At 65.7% G+C, this 16,885-nt stretch carries 12 protein-coding genes; 9 read left to right on the top strand and 3 right to left on the bottom strand.

The genetic code is table 11. From position 1 onward, the window contains the following. The first annotated feature begins 9 nt into the window (after nt 1–9). Complete coding sequence (locus tag ACQZF9_RS12640; protein ID WP_428309327.1) at nt 10–288, top strand: RnfH family protein; 279 nt, start codon at nt 10–12, stop codon at nt 286–288. A gap of 138 nt (nt 289–426) precedes the next feature. Here ACQZF9_RS12640 and bamE read toward each other — a convergent pair whose 3' ends face one another. Continuing rightward, nucleotides 427–882 carry an outer membrane protein assembly factor BamE domain-containing protein gene (gene bamE / locus ACQZF9_RS12635; RefSeq protein WP_428309326.1) on the bottom strand — a complete coding sequence of 152 codons (456 nt, stop codon included), beginning with the start codon at nt 880–882 and terminating at the stop codon, nt 427–429. 140 nt (nt 883–1,022) lie between these two features. Here bamE and fur point away from each other — a divergent pair, with 140 nt between their 5' ends. Further along, nucleotides 1,023–1,466 carry a ferric iron uptake transcriptional regulator gene (gene fur, locus ACQZF9_RS12630; RefSeq protein ID WP_428309325.1) on the top strand — a complete coding sequence of 148 codons (444 nt, stop codon included), beginning with the start codon at nt 1,023–1,025 and terminating at the stop codon, nt 1,464–1,466. Between the two features lie 79 nt (nt 1,467–1,545). Here the strand turns inward: fur and recN are convergent, their stop codons facing one another. Together recN and ACQZF9_RS12620 are read right to left on the bottom strand one after the other, a co-directional pair. Beyond that, entirely contained in the window at nt 1,546–3,228 is a 1,683-nt protein-coding gene (gene recN, locus ACQZF9_RS12625) for a DNA repair protein RecN (protein ID WP_428309324.1), read from the bottom strand. 77 nt (nt 3,229–3,305) lie between these two features. Further along, a complete protein-coding gene (locus ACQZF9_RS12620; RefSeq protein ID WP_428309323.1) occupies nt 3,306–4,235 on the bottom strand; it encodes an NAD(+)/NADH kinase in 930 nt (309 codons plus the stop codon). Nucleotides 4,236–4,371: 136 nt separating this feature from the next. Between ACQZF9_RS12620 and hrcA the strand changes: the two genes are divergently transcribed. The 7 genes from hrcA to dnaJ all read left to right on the top strand — a co-directional run bounded on the left by hrcA (nt 4,372) and on the right by dnaJ (nt 16,635). Continuing rightward, a complete protein-coding gene (gene hrcA, locus ACQZF9_RS12615) occupies nt 4,372–5,409 on the top strand; it encodes a heat-inducible transcriptional repressor HrcA (protein WP_428309322.1) in 1,038 nt (345 codons plus the stop codon). Nucleotides 5,410–5,596: 187 nt separating this feature from the next. Then, entirely contained in the window at nt 5,597–7,879 is a 2,283-nt protein-coding gene (gene glgX / locus ACQZF9_RS12610) for a glycogen debranching protein GlgX (RefSeq protein WP_428309321.1), read from the top strand. Further along, nucleotides 7,876–9,699, top strand: coding sequence for a malto-oligosyltrehalose trehalohydrolase (treZ, locus tag ACQZF9_RS12605; protein WP_428309320.1), 1,824 nt, complete (start codon nt 7,876–7,878; stop codon nt 9,697–9,699). The genes glgX and treZ overlap by 4 nt, the downstream gene beginning before the upstream one ends. Then, nucleotides 9,696–12,512: a malto-oligosyltrehalose synthase gene (gene treY, locus ACQZF9_RS12600; protein WP_428309319.1), complete on the top strand. Its 2,817-nt coding sequence runs from the start codon at nt 9,696–9,698 to the stop codon at nt 12,510–12,512. Before treZ ends, treY begins: the two co-directional genes overlap by 4 nt. Nucleotides 12,513–12,655: 143 nt before the next feature. Then, the gene (gene grpE, locus ACQZF9_RS12595) at nt 12,656–13,189 is read left to right on the top strand and encodes a nucleotide exchange factor GrpE (protein ID WP_428309318.1); all 534 of its coding nucleotides are present in this window, start codon (nt 12,656–12,658) and stop codon (nt 13,187–13,189) included. Nucleotides 13,190–13,304: 115 nt separating this feature from the next. Continuing rightward, nucleotides 13,305–15,233: a molecular chaperone DnaK gene (dnaK, locus tag ACQZF9_RS12590; protein ID WP_428309317.1), complete on the top strand. Its 1,929-nt coding sequence runs from the start codon at nt 13,305–13,307 to the stop codon at nt 15,231–15,233. Between the two features lie 277 nt (nt 15,234–15,510). Then, nucleotides 15,511–16,635, top strand: a complete 1,125-nt coding sequence (dnaJ, locus tag ACQZF9_RS12585) for a molecular chaperone DnaJ (RefSeq protein WP_428309316.1) — start codon at nt 15,511–15,513, stop codon at nt 16,633–16,635. Nucleotides 16,636–16,885 lie beyond the last annotated feature (250 nt).

Below are 16,885 nucleotides of genomic sequence, written 5' to 3'. Positions count from 1 at the left end.
AGCGCGCCGATGAAAGTGCAGGTGGTGTATGCGGCCGAGCAGGAACCGGCGCTGGTGAGTCTGCAACTGCCGGCCGGCGCGACGCTCGCCGATGCGATCGAGGCCCCGGGACTGCGTCAACGCTTTGGCCTGCAGGACCAGGATCTGAACGGCCGCACCGGCATTCACGGCCGGCTGCGGCCGCTGACCGAGCCGCTACGCGAGGGCGATCGCGTGGAAATCTACCGGCCGCTGCTGGCCGATCCCAAGGATGCCCGGCGCAAGCGGGCGAGGGTTCGCCCGCGCTAAGGAATATGGCTTGACTGCCCGTTCCTCCCGAGTAGCCGCTTGCGGCGTATCGAGGGACCGATCGTGCTCAAGTCCCTCGATACGCCTCGCAAGCGAGGCTACTCGGGAGGAACGGAGCTTGTTCTGAGCCTAAAAAAGCTAGGGCGCGCCGGCCGGCGTCGGCGTCTGCGCATCCGGCGGCGGCTGCGCGCGGTCTTCGCCGCGGGTGGCTTCGAGCGCGTCCTTCTTTTCTTCGGACTTGACGAAGTTCAGGTCGGGCTTGGCCAGTTCGTCGACCTTGCCGGCCGCGGCCTGCTCGATGCCTTCCATCTTCGCCAGGCGATTGCCTTCGTCGAAGTACAGGCTGACGGTACGGCTGACGACGTCGCCGCGCGGCGACTTGTAGTAGCCGAAGTAATCCCAGCGATCGTCGCGGAACGGGTTGCCGGCGACCGGCGTGCCCATCACGTACTTGACCTGGTCGCGGGTCATGCCGACCTGCAGCTTGGCCAGGTCGCGCTGGTCGATCACGTTGCCCTGGCGGGTCGGCAGGCGGTACAGCAGCGAACAGGCGGAAAGACTCAGGGCCAGCAGGCCGAGCAGCAGAATGCGCATGAGGGGGCGGAGGCTCGTTGTTTGCAACGGAATAAACGCTGGAAGACAGCTAGAAGACTGCGATAATACCGAATCGTTCAGGGCGGCGGGCAGCCGGCGCCGGCTTCAGCCTCCCGGGCTGACCCCAAGGAGTGGTTTACGTGGAATCATCCGATCTCAGAAGCGCCGGCCTCAAGGTCACGCTGCCGCGTCTCAAGATCCTCGAGATGCTGGAGAACAGCCCGACCCGGCATCTGTCGGCGGAAGACATCTATCGCCGGCTGATGGACGGCGGCGAAGACATCGGCCTGGCCACGGTATACCGCGTGCTGACCCAGTTCGAGTCGGCCGGCCTGGTCACGCGCCACCACTTCGAAGGCGGCCACGCGGTGTTCGAGCTGGAACGCGGCCAGCACCACGACCATCTGGTGTGCATGAACTGCGGCCGGGTCGAGGAGTTCGAGGACGAGCTGATCGAAAAGCGCCAGCGCGACCGCGCCAAGGAGCTGGGCTTCAAGATGACCGAGCACAGCCTGATCATCTACGGCGAGTGCCAGAAAGAGAATTGCCCGAATCTGAAGGGTGTCGCGCGGCCGGGGCGCTGATCTGACCCTGTAGGAGCGGGCTTGCCCGCGACTGCGCGCTTCATGGTCGCGGGCAAGCCCGCTCCTACAACACGCAGGCTCAGCTGCCCGCCCGCTCCAGCAATTCCCTTGCATGTGCCTGCGTCGACGCCGTGATCTCGACGCCGCCCATCATCCGCGCCAGTTCCTGCACACGCTCGTCCTGATCCAGCGGTGACACGCGGGTGAAGGTCTTGCCGGCGCGCACTTCCTTGGCGATGCCGTGATGGCTGGCGCCCTGGGCCGCGACCTGCGCCAGGTGCGTCACGCACAGCACCTGGCGGTCCTGGCCCAGCGCGCGCAGCTGCTGGCCGACGATTTCGGCGACGCCGCCGCCGATGCCGGCATCGACTTCGTCGAAGATCATCGTCGCCGCGCCGCCGCTGGCCTTGCTGCCGGCAACCTGGATCGCCAGCGACAGCCGCGACAGCTCGCCGCCGGAGGCGACCTTGGCGATCGGGCGGGGTGGCTGGCCGGGGTTGGCGGAGAAATCGAAGCGCACGTCGTCGGCGCCGTGGGCGCGCGGTATTGCCTCGGCATCCGGCTCGACCGCGACGACGAACTCGGCGTTGGCCATGCCCAGCCCGCGCACGCCGCGCGTGACTTGTTCGGAGAATTTCTTCGCGGCCCTGGTGCGCGCCGCGCTCAGCTTTTGCGCCGCGGCGCGCCATGCCGTTTCGATTTCGCGCTGCTCGGCAAGCAGCTTTTCGGCGCCGCCGGCGGCGAGTTCGGCTTCGTCGAGTTCGGCGCGCAGCTCGGCCACTCGTGCCGGCAGATCGTCGGCCCGCAGCCGGTGCTTGCGCGCCATGTCGTGCACGTCGGACAGTCGCTGCTCGACCAGTTGCAGCTGCGCCGGATCCAGGTCGAGCCGGTCGAGCAGGCGCTGCAGTTCCTGCGCGGCTTCGCGCAGCTGCGCCTGCACCGAAGCGACATTGCTCTCGACGTCGCCGAAGCCGGCGTCGACGCCGCTGAGCGAGGCGAGCAGGGAACTGGCGGCCGACAGCTGGTCGTAGACGCTGGCTTCGCCGCCGTAGAGCAGCTCCAGCGCGCGGCCACCGTCTTCGAGCAGCTTGCCGGCGTTGGCCAGGCGCCGATGATCGGCGTCCAGCTGATCGAGTTCGCCGGGCTGCAGGTTCAGTGCCTCGAGTTCGCGAATCTGATGGCGCAGATAGTCCAGCTGCGCCGGATCGCGCGCATGCGCCTTGCCGAGCTTGTCGATCTGCGCAGCGAGCGCGTGCCAGCGCCGCGACAGCTCGGCGACCTTGTCCAGCTCGCGGCCGAGTTCGCCGTAACTGTCGAGCAGGCCGCGCTGCGTGTCGACGCGGACCAGCGTCTGGCTCTGGTTCTGGCCGAAGACCTCGATCAGCGTTTCGCCGAGCTCGCGCAGCGCGCTGGCGGCGACCGGCGCGTTGTTGACGAAGGCGCGGGTGCGGCCTTCGGCATAGACCACGCGACGCAGCACGCAGGCGTCGGCATCGTCGCCGTCGATCATTTCCTGCGCTTGCAGCCAGGCTTTGGCCGCCGGCGCGTCCTTCAGCGAAAACTCGGCGCTGATTTCGGCGCGCTCCTGGCCGCTGCGCACCAGCGAGGCTTCGGCGCGCGTGCCGATGGCCAGGCCGATGGCGTCGATCAGGATCGACTTGCCGGCGCCGGTTTCGCCGGTGAGCACGGTGAAGCCGGGCCCGAACTCGAGGTCCAGGGCGTCGATGATCGCGAGGTTCTTGATCGAAAGGCCGAGCAGCATGGGAGCGGTGTGCGGGACTCAAGGGAATGCGGCGTCATTGTAGGGCGCTGCCCGCCGGTTTGGCCTGCGATTGCGCCTCAGCGATCGAGCAGGTTTTCCGGGCCCTGGCCCCAGCGCAGCTTGTTGCGCAGGATCGCGAAGTAGCTGTACCCGGCCGGGTGGATCAGCCGCAGCGGCTCGGGCGCGCGTGTGACTTCCACCGCGTCGCCCGGCGCCAGCGATTCGCTGAGCTGGCCGTCGATGGTCATCATCGCCTGCAGCGCGGTCGGCGGCAGCGTCTCGTCGCCGCGCACCACCAGCCTGACGCGCTGCTCGCCGCCGACGACGATCGGACGGTCGGACAAGGTATGCGGGCAGATCGGTACCAGCGCCATCGCCTGCAGGCTCGGATGCATCAGGGGCCCGCCGCCGGACAGCGCATACGCGGTCGAGCCGGTCGGCGAGCAGATGATCATGCCGTCGGCGCGATGCAGGCTGATGAAGTCCTCGTCCATCCAGCTTTCGAACTCGAGCATGCGGATCGAGGCCTGGTTGCGCAGTACCACGTCATTGACGGCGATGCGCGGCGCCGCGTCGGCGGCATCGGCGCCGGCGTCGTCGCCCGGCGTGGCGCGGATCACGCGCGCGCTCAGCACCATGCGCTCTTCGCTCTCGTACTCGCCGCGAATCACCGCCGCAAGCGAATCGGCGATCTGCTCGGGCAGCAGGTCGGCCATGAAGCCGAGCCGGCCCTGGTTGACGCCGAGCAGCGGCACACCGGCTGGCGCCAGCGAGCGACCGGCGTCGAGCAACGTTCCATCGCCGCCGACGACGATCGCCAGCTCCACCGAGCGCGCCAGCTCGCTGCGCGAGACGCGGCGGCCGGCCGGTGCGTCGGACAGTGCCGGATTGTCTTCGACCAGCACTTCGCAGCCCTGCGCGCGCAGCGCCAGGCACAGGCTCGCCAGGGTCGGCAGGTGCGGCTCGCGCCGTTTGCCGATCACGCCGATGGTGCGGAATGGTTTCATGGAGGTGCTATCGGGAAGATAACGGACGATACAGGATGCCACGCCGCGAGGCGTGTCCGTACGCCGGCCGCATACACCTGTCTTGACAGCGATTTTTGCAGTCTCTAGCGTCGGACGTGAATCTTCTGAGAAGCCCATGGCCGAACCCCTGGAACAACGCGCCGCCGACCTGCTCAAGCTGCTGGTCGAGCGCTACATCGCCGATGGCCAGCCGGTCGGCTCGCGCACGCTGTCGCGCGCCGCCAGCCTGAACCTGTCGCCGGCGACGATCCGTAACGTGATGGCCGACCTGGACGAGCTCGGCCTGGTCGTGTCGCCGCACACTTCCGCCGGGCGCGTGCCGACCACGCGCGGCTATCGCTACTTCGTCGACTCGCTGCTCGCGCCGGAGCCTTTGTCCGACGCCGAGCGCGATCGCATCGCCGAAGATCTGGTACCGCGCGGCCGCAGCCCTCAGGACATGGTGCAGGCGGCGTCGGCGCTGATCTCGCGGCTGTCGAAGATGGCCGGCGTCGTCACCACGCCGCGGCGCAACCTGGCGATCCTGCGTCGCATCCAGTTCATGCCGCTGTCGGATCGCCGCGTGCTGGTGATCCTGGTCGTCAACCAGAGCGAAGTGCAGAACCGCATCGTCGCCACCGACCGGCCCTACGGCGCCGACGAGCTGGAGCGCTACGCCAATGTGCTCAACGAACACTTCGCCGGCCGTGATCTGGTCAGCCTGCGCACCGCGCTGTGGCAGGACGCCAACGACACGCAAGTGCGCGTCAATCAGACCTTGAAAGACGCGGTGTTCATGGCCGAGCAGGCGTTCAAGGGAGATGAGCCGAAGGGCGGCGATTACGTCTACGCCGGCGGCGGCAACCTGCTTGGCTTTCAGGAACTCGGCGACGTCGGCCGCCTGCGCGGGCTGTTCGACGCGCTCGACCGCAAGCGCGATCTGCTGCAGCTGTTCGACTCCTGCCTGGCGGCCGAAGGCCTTCAGATATTCATCGGCGAGGAATCGGGCTATCGCGTGCTCGACGAGGTCAGCGTCGTCACCGCGCCGTACTTCGTCGAAGGCCAGGTCGCCGGCGTGCTCGGCGTCATCGGCCCGACGCGGATGGCCTACAGCCGCATCATTCCGCTGGTCGCGGAAACCGCACGGCGCCTGACGGCGGGGCTGGATAACTGAGGTTTGAGGCTCGCAGGCGAGCCTGCTCCCGCGAAGATGCCGGATCTGCGTTCTTCGAGGAGCTAGACCGCGGCAGCGGGACAGGTTGAATTCAGTTCCTGCCGTTAAGGTTGAACCGGTTCCGCCGAGACCTGAGCGTGTCGCGATCTTCGCCGCGCCATCGGCGGACGACAGGGAACGCCCTCGAATGGAATCGACCGTTGCAAACAAGGCCCGCACCACGGTGTGGCCGGGCCGCTCGTATCCGCTGGGCGCCAGCTGGGACGGCGAAGGCGTCAATTTTGCGCTGTTTTCCGCCAACGCCGTCGCAGTGGATCTATGCCTGTTCGATCCGAGCGGGCAGCACGAAGTGGCGCGTGTGCGCCTGCCGGAATACAGCGACCAGGTCTGGCACGGCTATCTGCCGGATGCGCGGCCGGGCCAGCTTTACGGGTACCGCGTGCACGGACCTTACGAGCCGGAGAACGGGCATCGCTTCAATGCCAACAAGCTGTTGCTCGATCCTTATGCAAAGTCCATCGCCGGCGATCTGCATTGGGCCGATGCCAACTTCGGTTACAAGATCGGTCATGCCAGGCAAGACCTGAGTTTCGACAGGCGCGACAACGCGCGCCACATGCCCAAGTGCCGCGTCGTCGACACCTCTTTCAGCTGGGGCGAGGACCGGCGGCCGCGTACCAGCTGGGAAGAAACCGTGATCATGGAAACCCATGTCAAGGGCTTCACCAAGCTGCATCCGGGTGTCGACCAGAACAAGCGCGGCACGTTTGCCGGCCTGGTCGCGCCGCCGGTGCTGGATCACCTGGTGCGCACCGGCGTCACCGCGGTGGAGTTGCTGCCGATTCATCATTTTTTGAACGACCGGCATCTGACCCAACGCAACCTGACCAATTACTGGGGCTACAACAGCATCGGTTTTTTTGCGCCCGATCCGCGGTTTCTGTCCAGCGGTCTGGTCGAGGAATTCAAGACCACGGTCAAACGCCTGCACGGCGCCGGCATCGAGGTGATTCTCGACGTGGTCTACAACCACACCGCCGAAGGCAATCACATGGGGCCGACGTTGTCGCTGCGCGGCATCGACAACGCCAGCTATTACCGGCTCACCGACGATCCACGCTACTACATGGATTACACCGGCACCGGCAATACGCTCAACGTCGATCATCCGCGCGTGCTGCAGATGGTGATGGACTCGCTGCGCTACTGGGTCAGCGAGATGCATGTCGACGGCTTCCGCTTCGATCTGTGTTCGACGCTGGCGCGCGAGCACGGCAACTTCGATCCTGGTGCGGCGTTTCTCGATGCGGTGCGTCAGGACCCGCTGTTGAACACCGTCAAAATGATCGCCGAGCCCTGGGATTTAGGGCCTTACGGCTATCAGGTCGGCGGTTTTCCGCCGGGTTGGGCGGAGTGGAACGGTGCGTTTCGCGACACCGTGCGCAAGTTCTGGAAAGGTGACGGCGGTCTGCTCGCCGAGATGGGCAACCGCGTCACCGGCTCGTCGGATATCTACGATCACAACGGCCGCCGGCCCTGGTCGTCGATCAATTTCGTCACCGCGCACGACGGCTTCACCTTGCAGGACCTGGTGTCGTACAACGACAAGCACAACGAGGCCAACGGCGAGGACAATCGCGATGGCACCGATGACAACCTGTCGTGGAACTGCGGCGTCGAAGGCCCGACCGACGACGCGGCCATCCTGAAAATCCGCGACCAGCTCAAACGCAATCATCTGGCGACGCTGATCCTGTCGCTGGGCGTGCCGATGCTGCTGGCCGGCGACGAAATGGGACGCTCGCAGGGCGGCAACAACAACGCCTATTGCCAGGACAGCGACATTTCCTGGACGCAGTGGGAAAACCTGCGTCCCGAGGACCAGCGTCTGCAGGATTTCGTGCGCCGGGTGATTGCGCTGCGGCGCAAGCATCGCGTGTTTTCGCGGCCCGGCTTCTTTCGCGGCAAGGTCATGGCCGCCGACGGACTCAAGGACATCACCTGGCTCGCGCCCAGCGGCAACGAGCAGACCATTGATGACTGGAACAACGGCATGGCGCGCTGCTTTGGCTGGGTGCTCGGCGGCGCGGCCGGCGAGTACTACACCACTGGCGGCCAGCGCGACATCGACGACAGCTTCATGGTGATCATGAATGCGCATCATGAGGAGCTCGAGTTCTGCATGCCCGACATGAAGACCGAGCTGCGCTGGGAGCTGCTGATCGATACGGCACTGGACAGCGGCTTTGCGACGGAAGGGCAGTACTTCGCCGAGGGCGAGTGCTACAAAATCCAGGGTCGGTCGATGGCACTGTTCATCAATCGCGCTGAGCCGGCCGGTTTCGCGCGGATGACGCATGTCGAGCTGATCGATATTCCGACCGCGATCGCAGAGGAGTCGGCCAACGACGAGAGCATCCGGCCCGAGCCCGAGCCGGCGGTCGCCAGCCGCAGCGGGAGCGCCGCATGAAGCGGCATCGCGCGCTGCCGTTCGGAGCCGAGTGCGTCGACGGCGGCGTGCGTTTCCGGCTGTGGGCGCCGGGCGTCGATCAGGTCGAGCTGGTCATCGACGGTGGCACAACGTTGGCGATGAATCGCAGCGAGAACGGTTTTTACGAGCTCACCACCGATCGGGCGAAAGCCGGCACGCGTTATCGCTATCGCGTCGCCGACACACTGATCCCCGATCCGGTGTCGCGTTACCAGAGCGAGAGTGTCGCGGGACCGAGCGTCGTCGTCGATGCCGGCAGCTTCGACTGGCAGGACGCGGACTGGCGCGGCCGTCCCTGGCACGAGGCGGTGGTTTACGAGCTGCATGTCGGCACATTTTCGCAGGCCGGCAGTTTCGACGGCGTGATCGAACACTTCGATCACCTGCTGTCGCTGGGCGTCAACGCGGTCGAGCTCATGCCGGTGGCCGAATGCCCGGGCCGCTGGAACTGGGGCTATGACGGCGTGCTGCTGTTCGCCGTCGAGGAACGCTACGGCGGGCCGGATGGCCTGAAGCGCCTGGTGCAGGCCGCGCATGCGCGCGGCATCTCGGTGATTCTCGACGTCGTCTACAACCACTTCGGCCCGGATGGCAATTACCTGTCGCTGTACGCGCCGGACTTCTTCACCGACAAGCACCAGACGCCCTGGGGTGCGGCGATCAATTTCGACGATACGCATTCGGAAGTGGTGCGCTCGTTCTTCATCGAAAATGCACTGTACTGGCTGCAGGAATATCACCTCGACGGCCTGCGCTTCGACGCGGTGCATGCGATCAGGGACGACAGCCGGCCGGACATCGTCGTCGAACTCGGCGAGCGCATTCGCGAGGCGATCAAGGAGCGGCCGATTCATCTGATTCTCGAGAACGACGGCAATCGCAGCAGCGTGCTCGGCTACGGCTATCAGGGTCCGGGCCCGCATACCGCGCAATGGAACGACGATTTCCATCATGTGCTGCGTGTGGCCATCACCGACATGCGCGGCGGCTACTACGACGACTACACCAAAGGCGAAGGACAGCCGCAGACGCTGGTGGCACGCGTGCTCGCCGAGGGTTTCGCCTACCAGGGCGAAGTTTCCGAGCATCGCGATGGTGCCAAACGCGGCGAGCCCAGCGCGAGCCTGCCGCCGACCGCTTTCGTCTCCTTCATCCAGAACCACGATCAGGTCGGCAATCACGCCTACGGCTGGCGTCTTGGCAAGTTCGCCAAGCCCGAGGCGATTCGCGCCGGTACTGCGGTGCTGCTGCTGGCGCCGCAGATTCCGATGCTGTGGCAGGGCCAGGAGTGGAACAGCGATCAACCGTTCCCGTTTTTCTGTGATTTCAGCGGTGATCTCGCCGACGCGGTGCGCAAGGGCCGCATGGAAGAATTCAAATCCTTCCCCGAATTCCAGGACCCGGAAGCGGTCAAGCGCATTCCCGATCCGCTGGCCGAGGCGACGTTCCGGAGCGCGGTGCTGGACTGGTCCGAGCCGGCGCGCAAGACCGACTGGATCAAGCTGCATCGCGATCTGCTCGCCGTACGACGCGAGCACGTCATTCCGCGCATGGCGACGTCCGGCGGCGGATCGGGCACCCGCGCCGTCGACGCGCAGGGCACGATCTACGTGCATTGGCGCTTCGGTGATGGCGCGGTGCTGCAGCTGGTGGCCAACCTCAGCGATAAGGCCGTCGATGGTGATGCCGGTGACATTCTCGGCCGCACCGTTTACGCCACTGCCGATCTGGATAACGGCAAGTTGCCGCCGTGGTACGTCGCACTGAATCTGCTCGATCAGGAAGGAGCCGTCGGATGAGGCAGCCACCGACGCTGCCGCGCGCGACTTACCGCGTCCAGCTGCACAAGGACTTCACGTTCGACGATGCCGCGGCGCTGGCCGGCTATCTGGCCGACCTGGGTTTCTCGCATCTGTATGCCTCGCCGATCATGGCGGCGACGCCGGGCTCGACGCATGGCTACGACGTCACCGATCACAATCGCTTCAATCCCGAACTCGGTGGCGAAGCCGGTTTTGAAAGACTGATCGCCGCGCTGGACGAGCACGGCCTGGGCCTGATCCTCGACATCGTGCCGAATCATGTCGGCATCGGCGTCGACAACCCGGCGTGGATGGACGTGCTCGAATGGGGGCCGCGTTCGCCGCATGCACTGGATTTCGACATCGACTGGAAATCCAGCCGGCGCAATCTCGAAGGCAAGGTGCTGCTGCCGGTGCTCGGCGACCAGTTCGGCCTGGTGCTGGAGCACGGCGAAATCGCGTTGAAGCTCGACGAGCGCACAGGCTCGATCAGCGCCTGGTACTTCGACAACCGCCTGCCGATTTCGCCGATGGACTATGCCGAGCTGCTGGCGCCGGCGCTGCAGACGGCGACAGGCGAGGGCGCCCGCCGGCTGGCCAATCTGCTGCGCGATTTCGAGCAACTGGCCGAGCAGCAGGGCAGCGATGGCGCGCTGCGCGAAACCGCGGCCTCGCTGAAGCAGCATCTGGCCGAGGTGCTGGCAGACGAGCCCGGCCTGATCGACGCCATCGCCGCCGCGCTGGCGACGTTCAATGGCGTGCAGGGCGATCGACCAAGCTGGGATCGCCTCGGCACCGTGCTCGATCGTCAAAGCTATCGCGCCGCTTACTGGCGTGTGTCTTCGGACGAAGTGAACTACCGACGTTTTTTCGACATCAACGAACTCGCCGGCCTTCGAGTCGAGCGCCGCGAGCTGTTCGACGCGATGCATCGCACGACGCTGCGGCTGGTTGCCGAAAACAAGGTGCAGGGCCTGCGCATCGATCATATCGATGGTCTGTTCGATCCGCGCCAGTACGCGATCCGGCTGCAGCAAGCCGCCGGCAAGGCGGAGGCGCCGGCCTACATCCTGCTCGAAAAAATCCTCGCGCATTACGAAGAACTGCCGGCCGAATGGCCGGTCGCCGGCACCACCGGCTACGACACGCTGAATCTGGTCGGCGGCCTGTTCGTCGATCCGGATTCCGATAAGGCGCTGAGCACGATCTATCGTCGATTCAGCGGCGAGCGCAAGCCGTTCGACGAGATCCTGTACGAGTGCAAGAAGCTCATCGTTCAGAACAATCTCGCCAGCGAAATGGGCGTGCTCGCCAACGCGGTGCAGACCCTGAGCGCGAGCCAGTGGCGCTCGCGCGATTTCAGCTACGCGGCGATCCGCAAGGCGCTGGAAGAACTGGTTGCCTACTTTCCGGTGTATCGCACCTACCTCGACGAAGAGGGGCGGCTGTCGCCGGCCGACCGTCGCTACATCGACTGGGCCGTTGGCCTGGCGAAGAAGAATGCCGGCCCCATCGATCCGTCGATCTTCGATTTCATCGGCCGCATCCTCAGCGGCGAACTGGCGGCCGAAGGCTCGCCTTACGACGCACAGCAGGTGTACCGCGCGGCGATGCGCTTCCAGCAGCTGTCCGGCCCGGCGATGGCGAAAGGTCTGGAAGACACCAGTTTCTACCGCTACTTCCGGTTGCTGGTGCACAACGAAGTCGGCGGCGATCCGCGCCGCTATGCGGTATCGCCGGCCGCGTTCCACAAGGCCAATGCGCTGCGCCTGCAGCAGCATCCGCTGGACATGATCGGCGGCAGCACCCATGACACCAAGCGCGGCGAAGACGCGCGCATGCGCATCGCGTGCCTGAGCGGCATGACCACCGAGTGGGCGGCGCGGGTGCGCGCCTGGTCGCGCAGCAATCGCCGCCTGGTCGCCGACGTGGCCGGCGAGCCGGCGCCGGACTTCAATCATCAGTACTACTTCTATCAAACCCTGGTCGGTGTCTGGCCGGCGCACCAGGCCATCGACGATGCGGCCGGTCTGGCGACGCTGGCCGAGCGCGTCGACGGCGCGATGCTCAAGGCCGTGCGCGAAGGCAAATACCGTTCGAACTGGACCCAGCCGAACCAGGCCTACGAACAGGCGCTGGGGCGTTTCGTCAAAGGCGCGCTGACGCCGGGCGCCGGTAATTTGTTTCTCGCCGACTTCCAGCGCTTCATCGGACGCGTCGCCTGGCTGGGCGCGCTGAGTTCGCTGTCGCAGACGCTGCTGCGGCTGACGATGCCGGGCGTGCCCGACATTTATCGCGGCTCGGAGCTGTGGGAGCTGTCGATGGTCGATCCGGACAATCGTCGGCCGGTCGATTACGAGGCGGCGCGCGCCAAGGCCGCCACGCTCACCGACCTCGCCGGCGCCGCCGTCGGCGAGCTGGTCGCGGGCTGGCACGACGGCCGCGCCAAGATGTACCTGATCCGCCAGATTCTGCGGCTGCGCCGCGAGCTGCCGACGCTGTTTGCCTCCGGCGGCTACGAGGCGATCACGGCCAGCGGGGCGAAAGCCGAGCAGCTGTTGGCGTTCCGCCGCACCCAGGGCCAGGCCGAGCTGATCGTGCTGGCGCCGCGGCTGTGGCCGCAGCTGGCCGGCGAGACGCAGACGGCGGCGGGCGCGGCTGCCGGCTGGGCCGATACCGCGGTGACGTTGCCGGCGGGCGGTTACCGCAGCGTGCTGACCGGCTCCCGCCTGCAAGCGGAGGCCGACCGGCCGCTGCTGCTGGCCGATCTGCTGGAGGAATTTCCGCTGGGACTGCTGCTGCGGGCCTGAAGCTCGTTACAATCGCGGCCCCGCAGGGCCCGGCATCTGCTGACAGCCAGGCCCGGGAAGGCGTTTTGGGGCTTGAACGGCCTGTTTATGGCCCCAAAACAAGCGGCACGCAGCGTTTTTACTCACTTTTACCCGACGAACCCATGACGGCAAGCCCCGAACCGACAGTAGACGAGACCGCAGCCGCGGCCGACGCCCAGCCCGATCTGGCCGCACTGAGTGCGCAGATCGAAGAATTGCGTGCCCAGGCCCAGTCCGCCAAGGAGGCGCAGCTGCGCGCTTTGGCCGAGCTGGACAACGTGCGCAAACGCGCCGAGCGCGAGATCGACCAGTCGCGCAAGTTCGGCGTCGAGAAGCTGCTCAACGAGCTGCTCGGCATTTCGGACTCGGTCGAGCTGGGCATCCAGGCGGCGGCGGCACCGGACGTGCAGGTGAAAACCATCGTCGAGGGTCTGGAGCTGACCCGTCGCCAGCTGGTGGCGGTGCTGGAAAAGCAGGGTGTCAGCCAGGTCGACCCCAAGGGTCAGCCGTTCAACCCGGATTTCCACGAGGCGGTGAGCATGGTGCCCTCCAGCGAAGTGGCGCCCAACCACGTGCTCAACGTGATGCAGAAAGGCTACAAGCTGCACGACCGGCTGCTGCGCCCGGCGATGGTCATCGTCGCCCGCGCTCCCTGATCGGCAGGGTTAGAAAAACTGATTTGACACCCCTTGAAACGGCGCCGATGGGCAATAGATAGCCTGCATCGTCGCAATTGAAAATTTCTGTAAATATTTTTGGAGCACCGGAAACATGGCAAAGATCATCGGCATCGACCTCGGCACCACCAATTCCTGCGTCGCCATCATGGAAGGCGGCAACGTCAAGGTCATCGAGAACAGCGAAGGCGAGCGCACCACGCCGTCGATCGTCGCTTATGCCGATGACGGCCAGGTCATCGTCGGCCGCGCCGCCAAGCGCCAGGCCGTGACCAACCCGCACAACACGATCTTCGCGGTCAAGCGCCTGATCGGCCGCCGCTTCGATGACTCCGTCGTGCAGAAAGACATCGGCATGGTGCCGTACAAGATCGTCAAGGCTGGCAACGGCGACGCCTGGGTCGACGTCAAGGGCAAGAAGCTGTCGGCGCCGGAAATCTCCGCGCAGACGCTGCTGAAGATGAAGAAGACCGCCGAAGACTACCTCGGCGAAACCGTCACCGAGGCGGTGATCACGGTGCCGGCGTACTTCAACGACAGCCAGCGCCAGGCGACCAAGGACGCCGGCAAGATCGCCGGCCTGGACGTCAAGCGCATCATCAACGAGCCGACCGCGGCCGCGCTGGCTTTCGGCCTGGACAAGGTCAAGGGTGACCGCAAGATCGCCGTTTATGACCTCGGCGGCGGCACCTTCGACGTGTCGATCATCGAGATCGCCGAAGTCGACGGCGAGCACCAGTTCGAAGTGCTGTCCACCAATGGCGACACCTTCCTCGGTGGCGAAGACTTCGACATGCGCGTCATCGAATACATCGCCGACGAGTTCAAGAAGGAGCAGGGCATCGACCTGCGCAAGGACCCGCTCGCGCTGCAGCGCCTGAAAGAAGCCGCCGAGAAGGCCAAGATCGAGCTGTCGAGCACCACGCAGACCGACATCAACCTGCCGTACGTGACCGCCGACGCCAGCGGTCCGAAGCATCTCAACCTGAAGATGACGCGCTCCAAGCTGGAGTCGCTGGTCGACGAGCTGATCGCCAAGACCATCGAGCCCTGCAAGATCGCGCTCAAGGATGCCGGCCTGAAAAACACCGACATCCAGGAAGTGATCATGGTCGGCGGCCAGACGCGCATGCCCAAGGTCCAGGACGCGGTCAAGGACTTCTTCGGCCGTGAGCCGCGCCGTGACGTCAACCCGGACGAAGCGGTCGCCGTCGGCGCCGCGATCCAGGGCGCCGTGCTGTCCGGCGACGTCAAGGACGTGCTGCTGCTCGACGTCACGCCGCTGAGCCTGGGTATCGAAACCCTGGGCGGCAAGATGACCAAGCTGATCGAGAAGAACACCACGATCCCGACCCGCAAGAGCGAAACCTTCACCACCGCCGACGACAACCAGACGGCGGTGACGATCCAGGTGTTCCAGGGCGAGCGCGAAGTGGCCTCGGCCAACAAGCTGCTCGGCCGCTTCGACCTGTCCGACATCCCGCCGGCCAGCCGCGGCATGCCGCAGATCGAAGTGACCTTCGACATCGACGCCAACGGCATCTTGAACGTCGGTGCCAAGGACAAGGCCACCGGCAAGAGCCAGAGCATCGTCATCAAGGCGAACTCGGGCCTGTCCGACGCCGAGATCCAGCAGATGATCAAGGACGCCGAGGCCCACGCCGAGGATGACAAGAAGTTCAACGAGCTGATCACCGCGCGCAACCAGGCCGACCAGCTGATCCACGGCGTCGAGAAGTCGCTCAAGGACCTGGCCGACCAGGTCCAGGCCGACGAGAAGACCCAGATCGAGGCCGCAATCAGCGAGCTGCGCGAGGCGATCAAGAGCGGTGACAAGGACGCGATCGAAGCCAAGAGCGCGACGCTGTCCGAGTCCGCCGGCAAGCTCGCCGAGCGCGCCTATGCCAAGGCCGGTGCGGCCGAAGGCGGCGCCGGCAGCTCGCCGAACGCCAAGAACGCCAACGCGAAGGACGGCGACGTGGTCGACGCCGAGTTCACCGAAGTCAACGACGACAAGAAGTAAGTCGCAGCGGTAAAAGGGGAGACGGGCGAGCAATCGCCCGTCTCTTTTTGCGTCTGTGGCGGTCCCGCTGAATATGCATGGCAGTAACAAACCTCCGTTCGTCCCGAGTAGCCTCGCTTGCGAGGCGTATCGAGGGACCGGATCGCAGTTCGGGTCCCTCGATACGCGCCTGAGGCGCTACTCGGGACGAACGGGGTGTTTTGGGTACTACGCTCGTTGCGGTCGCTAGCGCGGTCCTTGCTTCCCAGCTTTTAACCCTTTCGGATGTCCCCGTTTTATGAGCAAGCGTGACTACTACGAGGTTCTCGGCGTCAGCCGCCAGGCCAGCGACGACGAACTGAAAAAGGCTTATCGCCGGCTGGCGATGAAGCTGCACCCGGACCGCAATCCGGGCGACGCCGGCGCCGAAGAGAAGTTCAAGGAGGCCAACGAGGCCTACGAAGTGCTGACCGACGCGCAGAAGCGCGCGATCTACGACGAGCACGGCCACGAGGGTCTGCAGCGCGGCGGTGCCGGCGGCGGTTTCGGCGAAGGCGGCTTCAGCGACATCTTCGGCGACGTCTTCAGCGACATTTTCGGTGGCGGCGGCGGCCGTCGCGCCGGGCCGCGTCGCGGCTCCGACCTGCGCTACATGATGGAGCTGACGCTCGAACAGGCCGTGTTCGGTTCGGCCGAAACCATCCGCATCCCGACGCTAGACGACTGCGCCACCTGCAACGGCCATGGCACCGCCGACGGCAAGGCGCCGCCCAAGTGCAAGACCTGCGGCGGCTCCGGCCAGGTGCGCGTGCAGCAGGGCTTCTTCGTGCTGCAGCAGACCTGCCCGCATTGCCGTGGCCGCGGCACCCAGGTCAGCGACCCGTGCAAGACCTGCCGCGGCGGCGGCAAGGTGCGTCGCGAAAAGACGCTGGAAGTGAAGATCCCGGCCGGCGTCGACACCGGCGACCGCATCCGCCTGACCGGCGAAGGCGAGGCCGGCGAGAAGGGCGCGCCTCCGGGCGACCTGTACGTGCAGGTCAACGTCAAGCCGCACGAATTCTTCGAGCGCGACGGCTCCGATCTGTATTGCACGGTGCCGATCGACTTCGTCACCGCCGCGCTCGGCGGCGAACTCGACGTGCCGACCCTGGCCGGCAAGGCGCAGCTGAAGCTGCCGGAAGAAACCCAGACCGGCAAGGTGTTCCGCCTGCGCGGCAAGGGCGTCAAGTCGGTGCGCGGCGGCGCCGTCGGCGACCTGCTGTGCACCGTGGTCATCGAGACGCCGGTCAGGCTCAACAAGAAACAGCGCGAAACGCTGCGCGAGTTCGGTGCCTCGCTTCAGGGCGACGGCAGCACCCGGCACAATCCGGAAGCGGCGGGCTGGCTGGATCGGGCGAAGAAGTTCTTCGGGGCAGCGGATTGAGGAGCTGAACCTGTAGGAGCGGGCTTGCCTGCGACCTTGGCGTCGCGGGCGAGCCCGCTCCTACAGGCGGGGATCGCTTCGGTTCTTGTGGAGCAAATTGCCCATCCGCGCGCACGCCGTCGATGGCCGGTTCATTATTGGTCGAAGCCAAATCCGGTTATCGGAGGCTTTGGCATTGATATCAAGGTTTTTCCCGATTAAGTTAACCGTATAAGGCAGCGCGTCCGCCCGGCCCGGGCGATTCGCTAAT

It is taken from the genome of Hydrocarboniphaga sp., from assembly GCF_965279055.1.
Lineage (GTDB): Bacteria > Pseudomonadota > Gammaproteobacteria > Nevskiales > Nevskiaceae > Hydrocarboniphaga.
The sequence above is the reverse complement of the archived record's forward strand: the minus strand, read 5'-3'. Positions and strand labels throughout refer to the sequence as shown.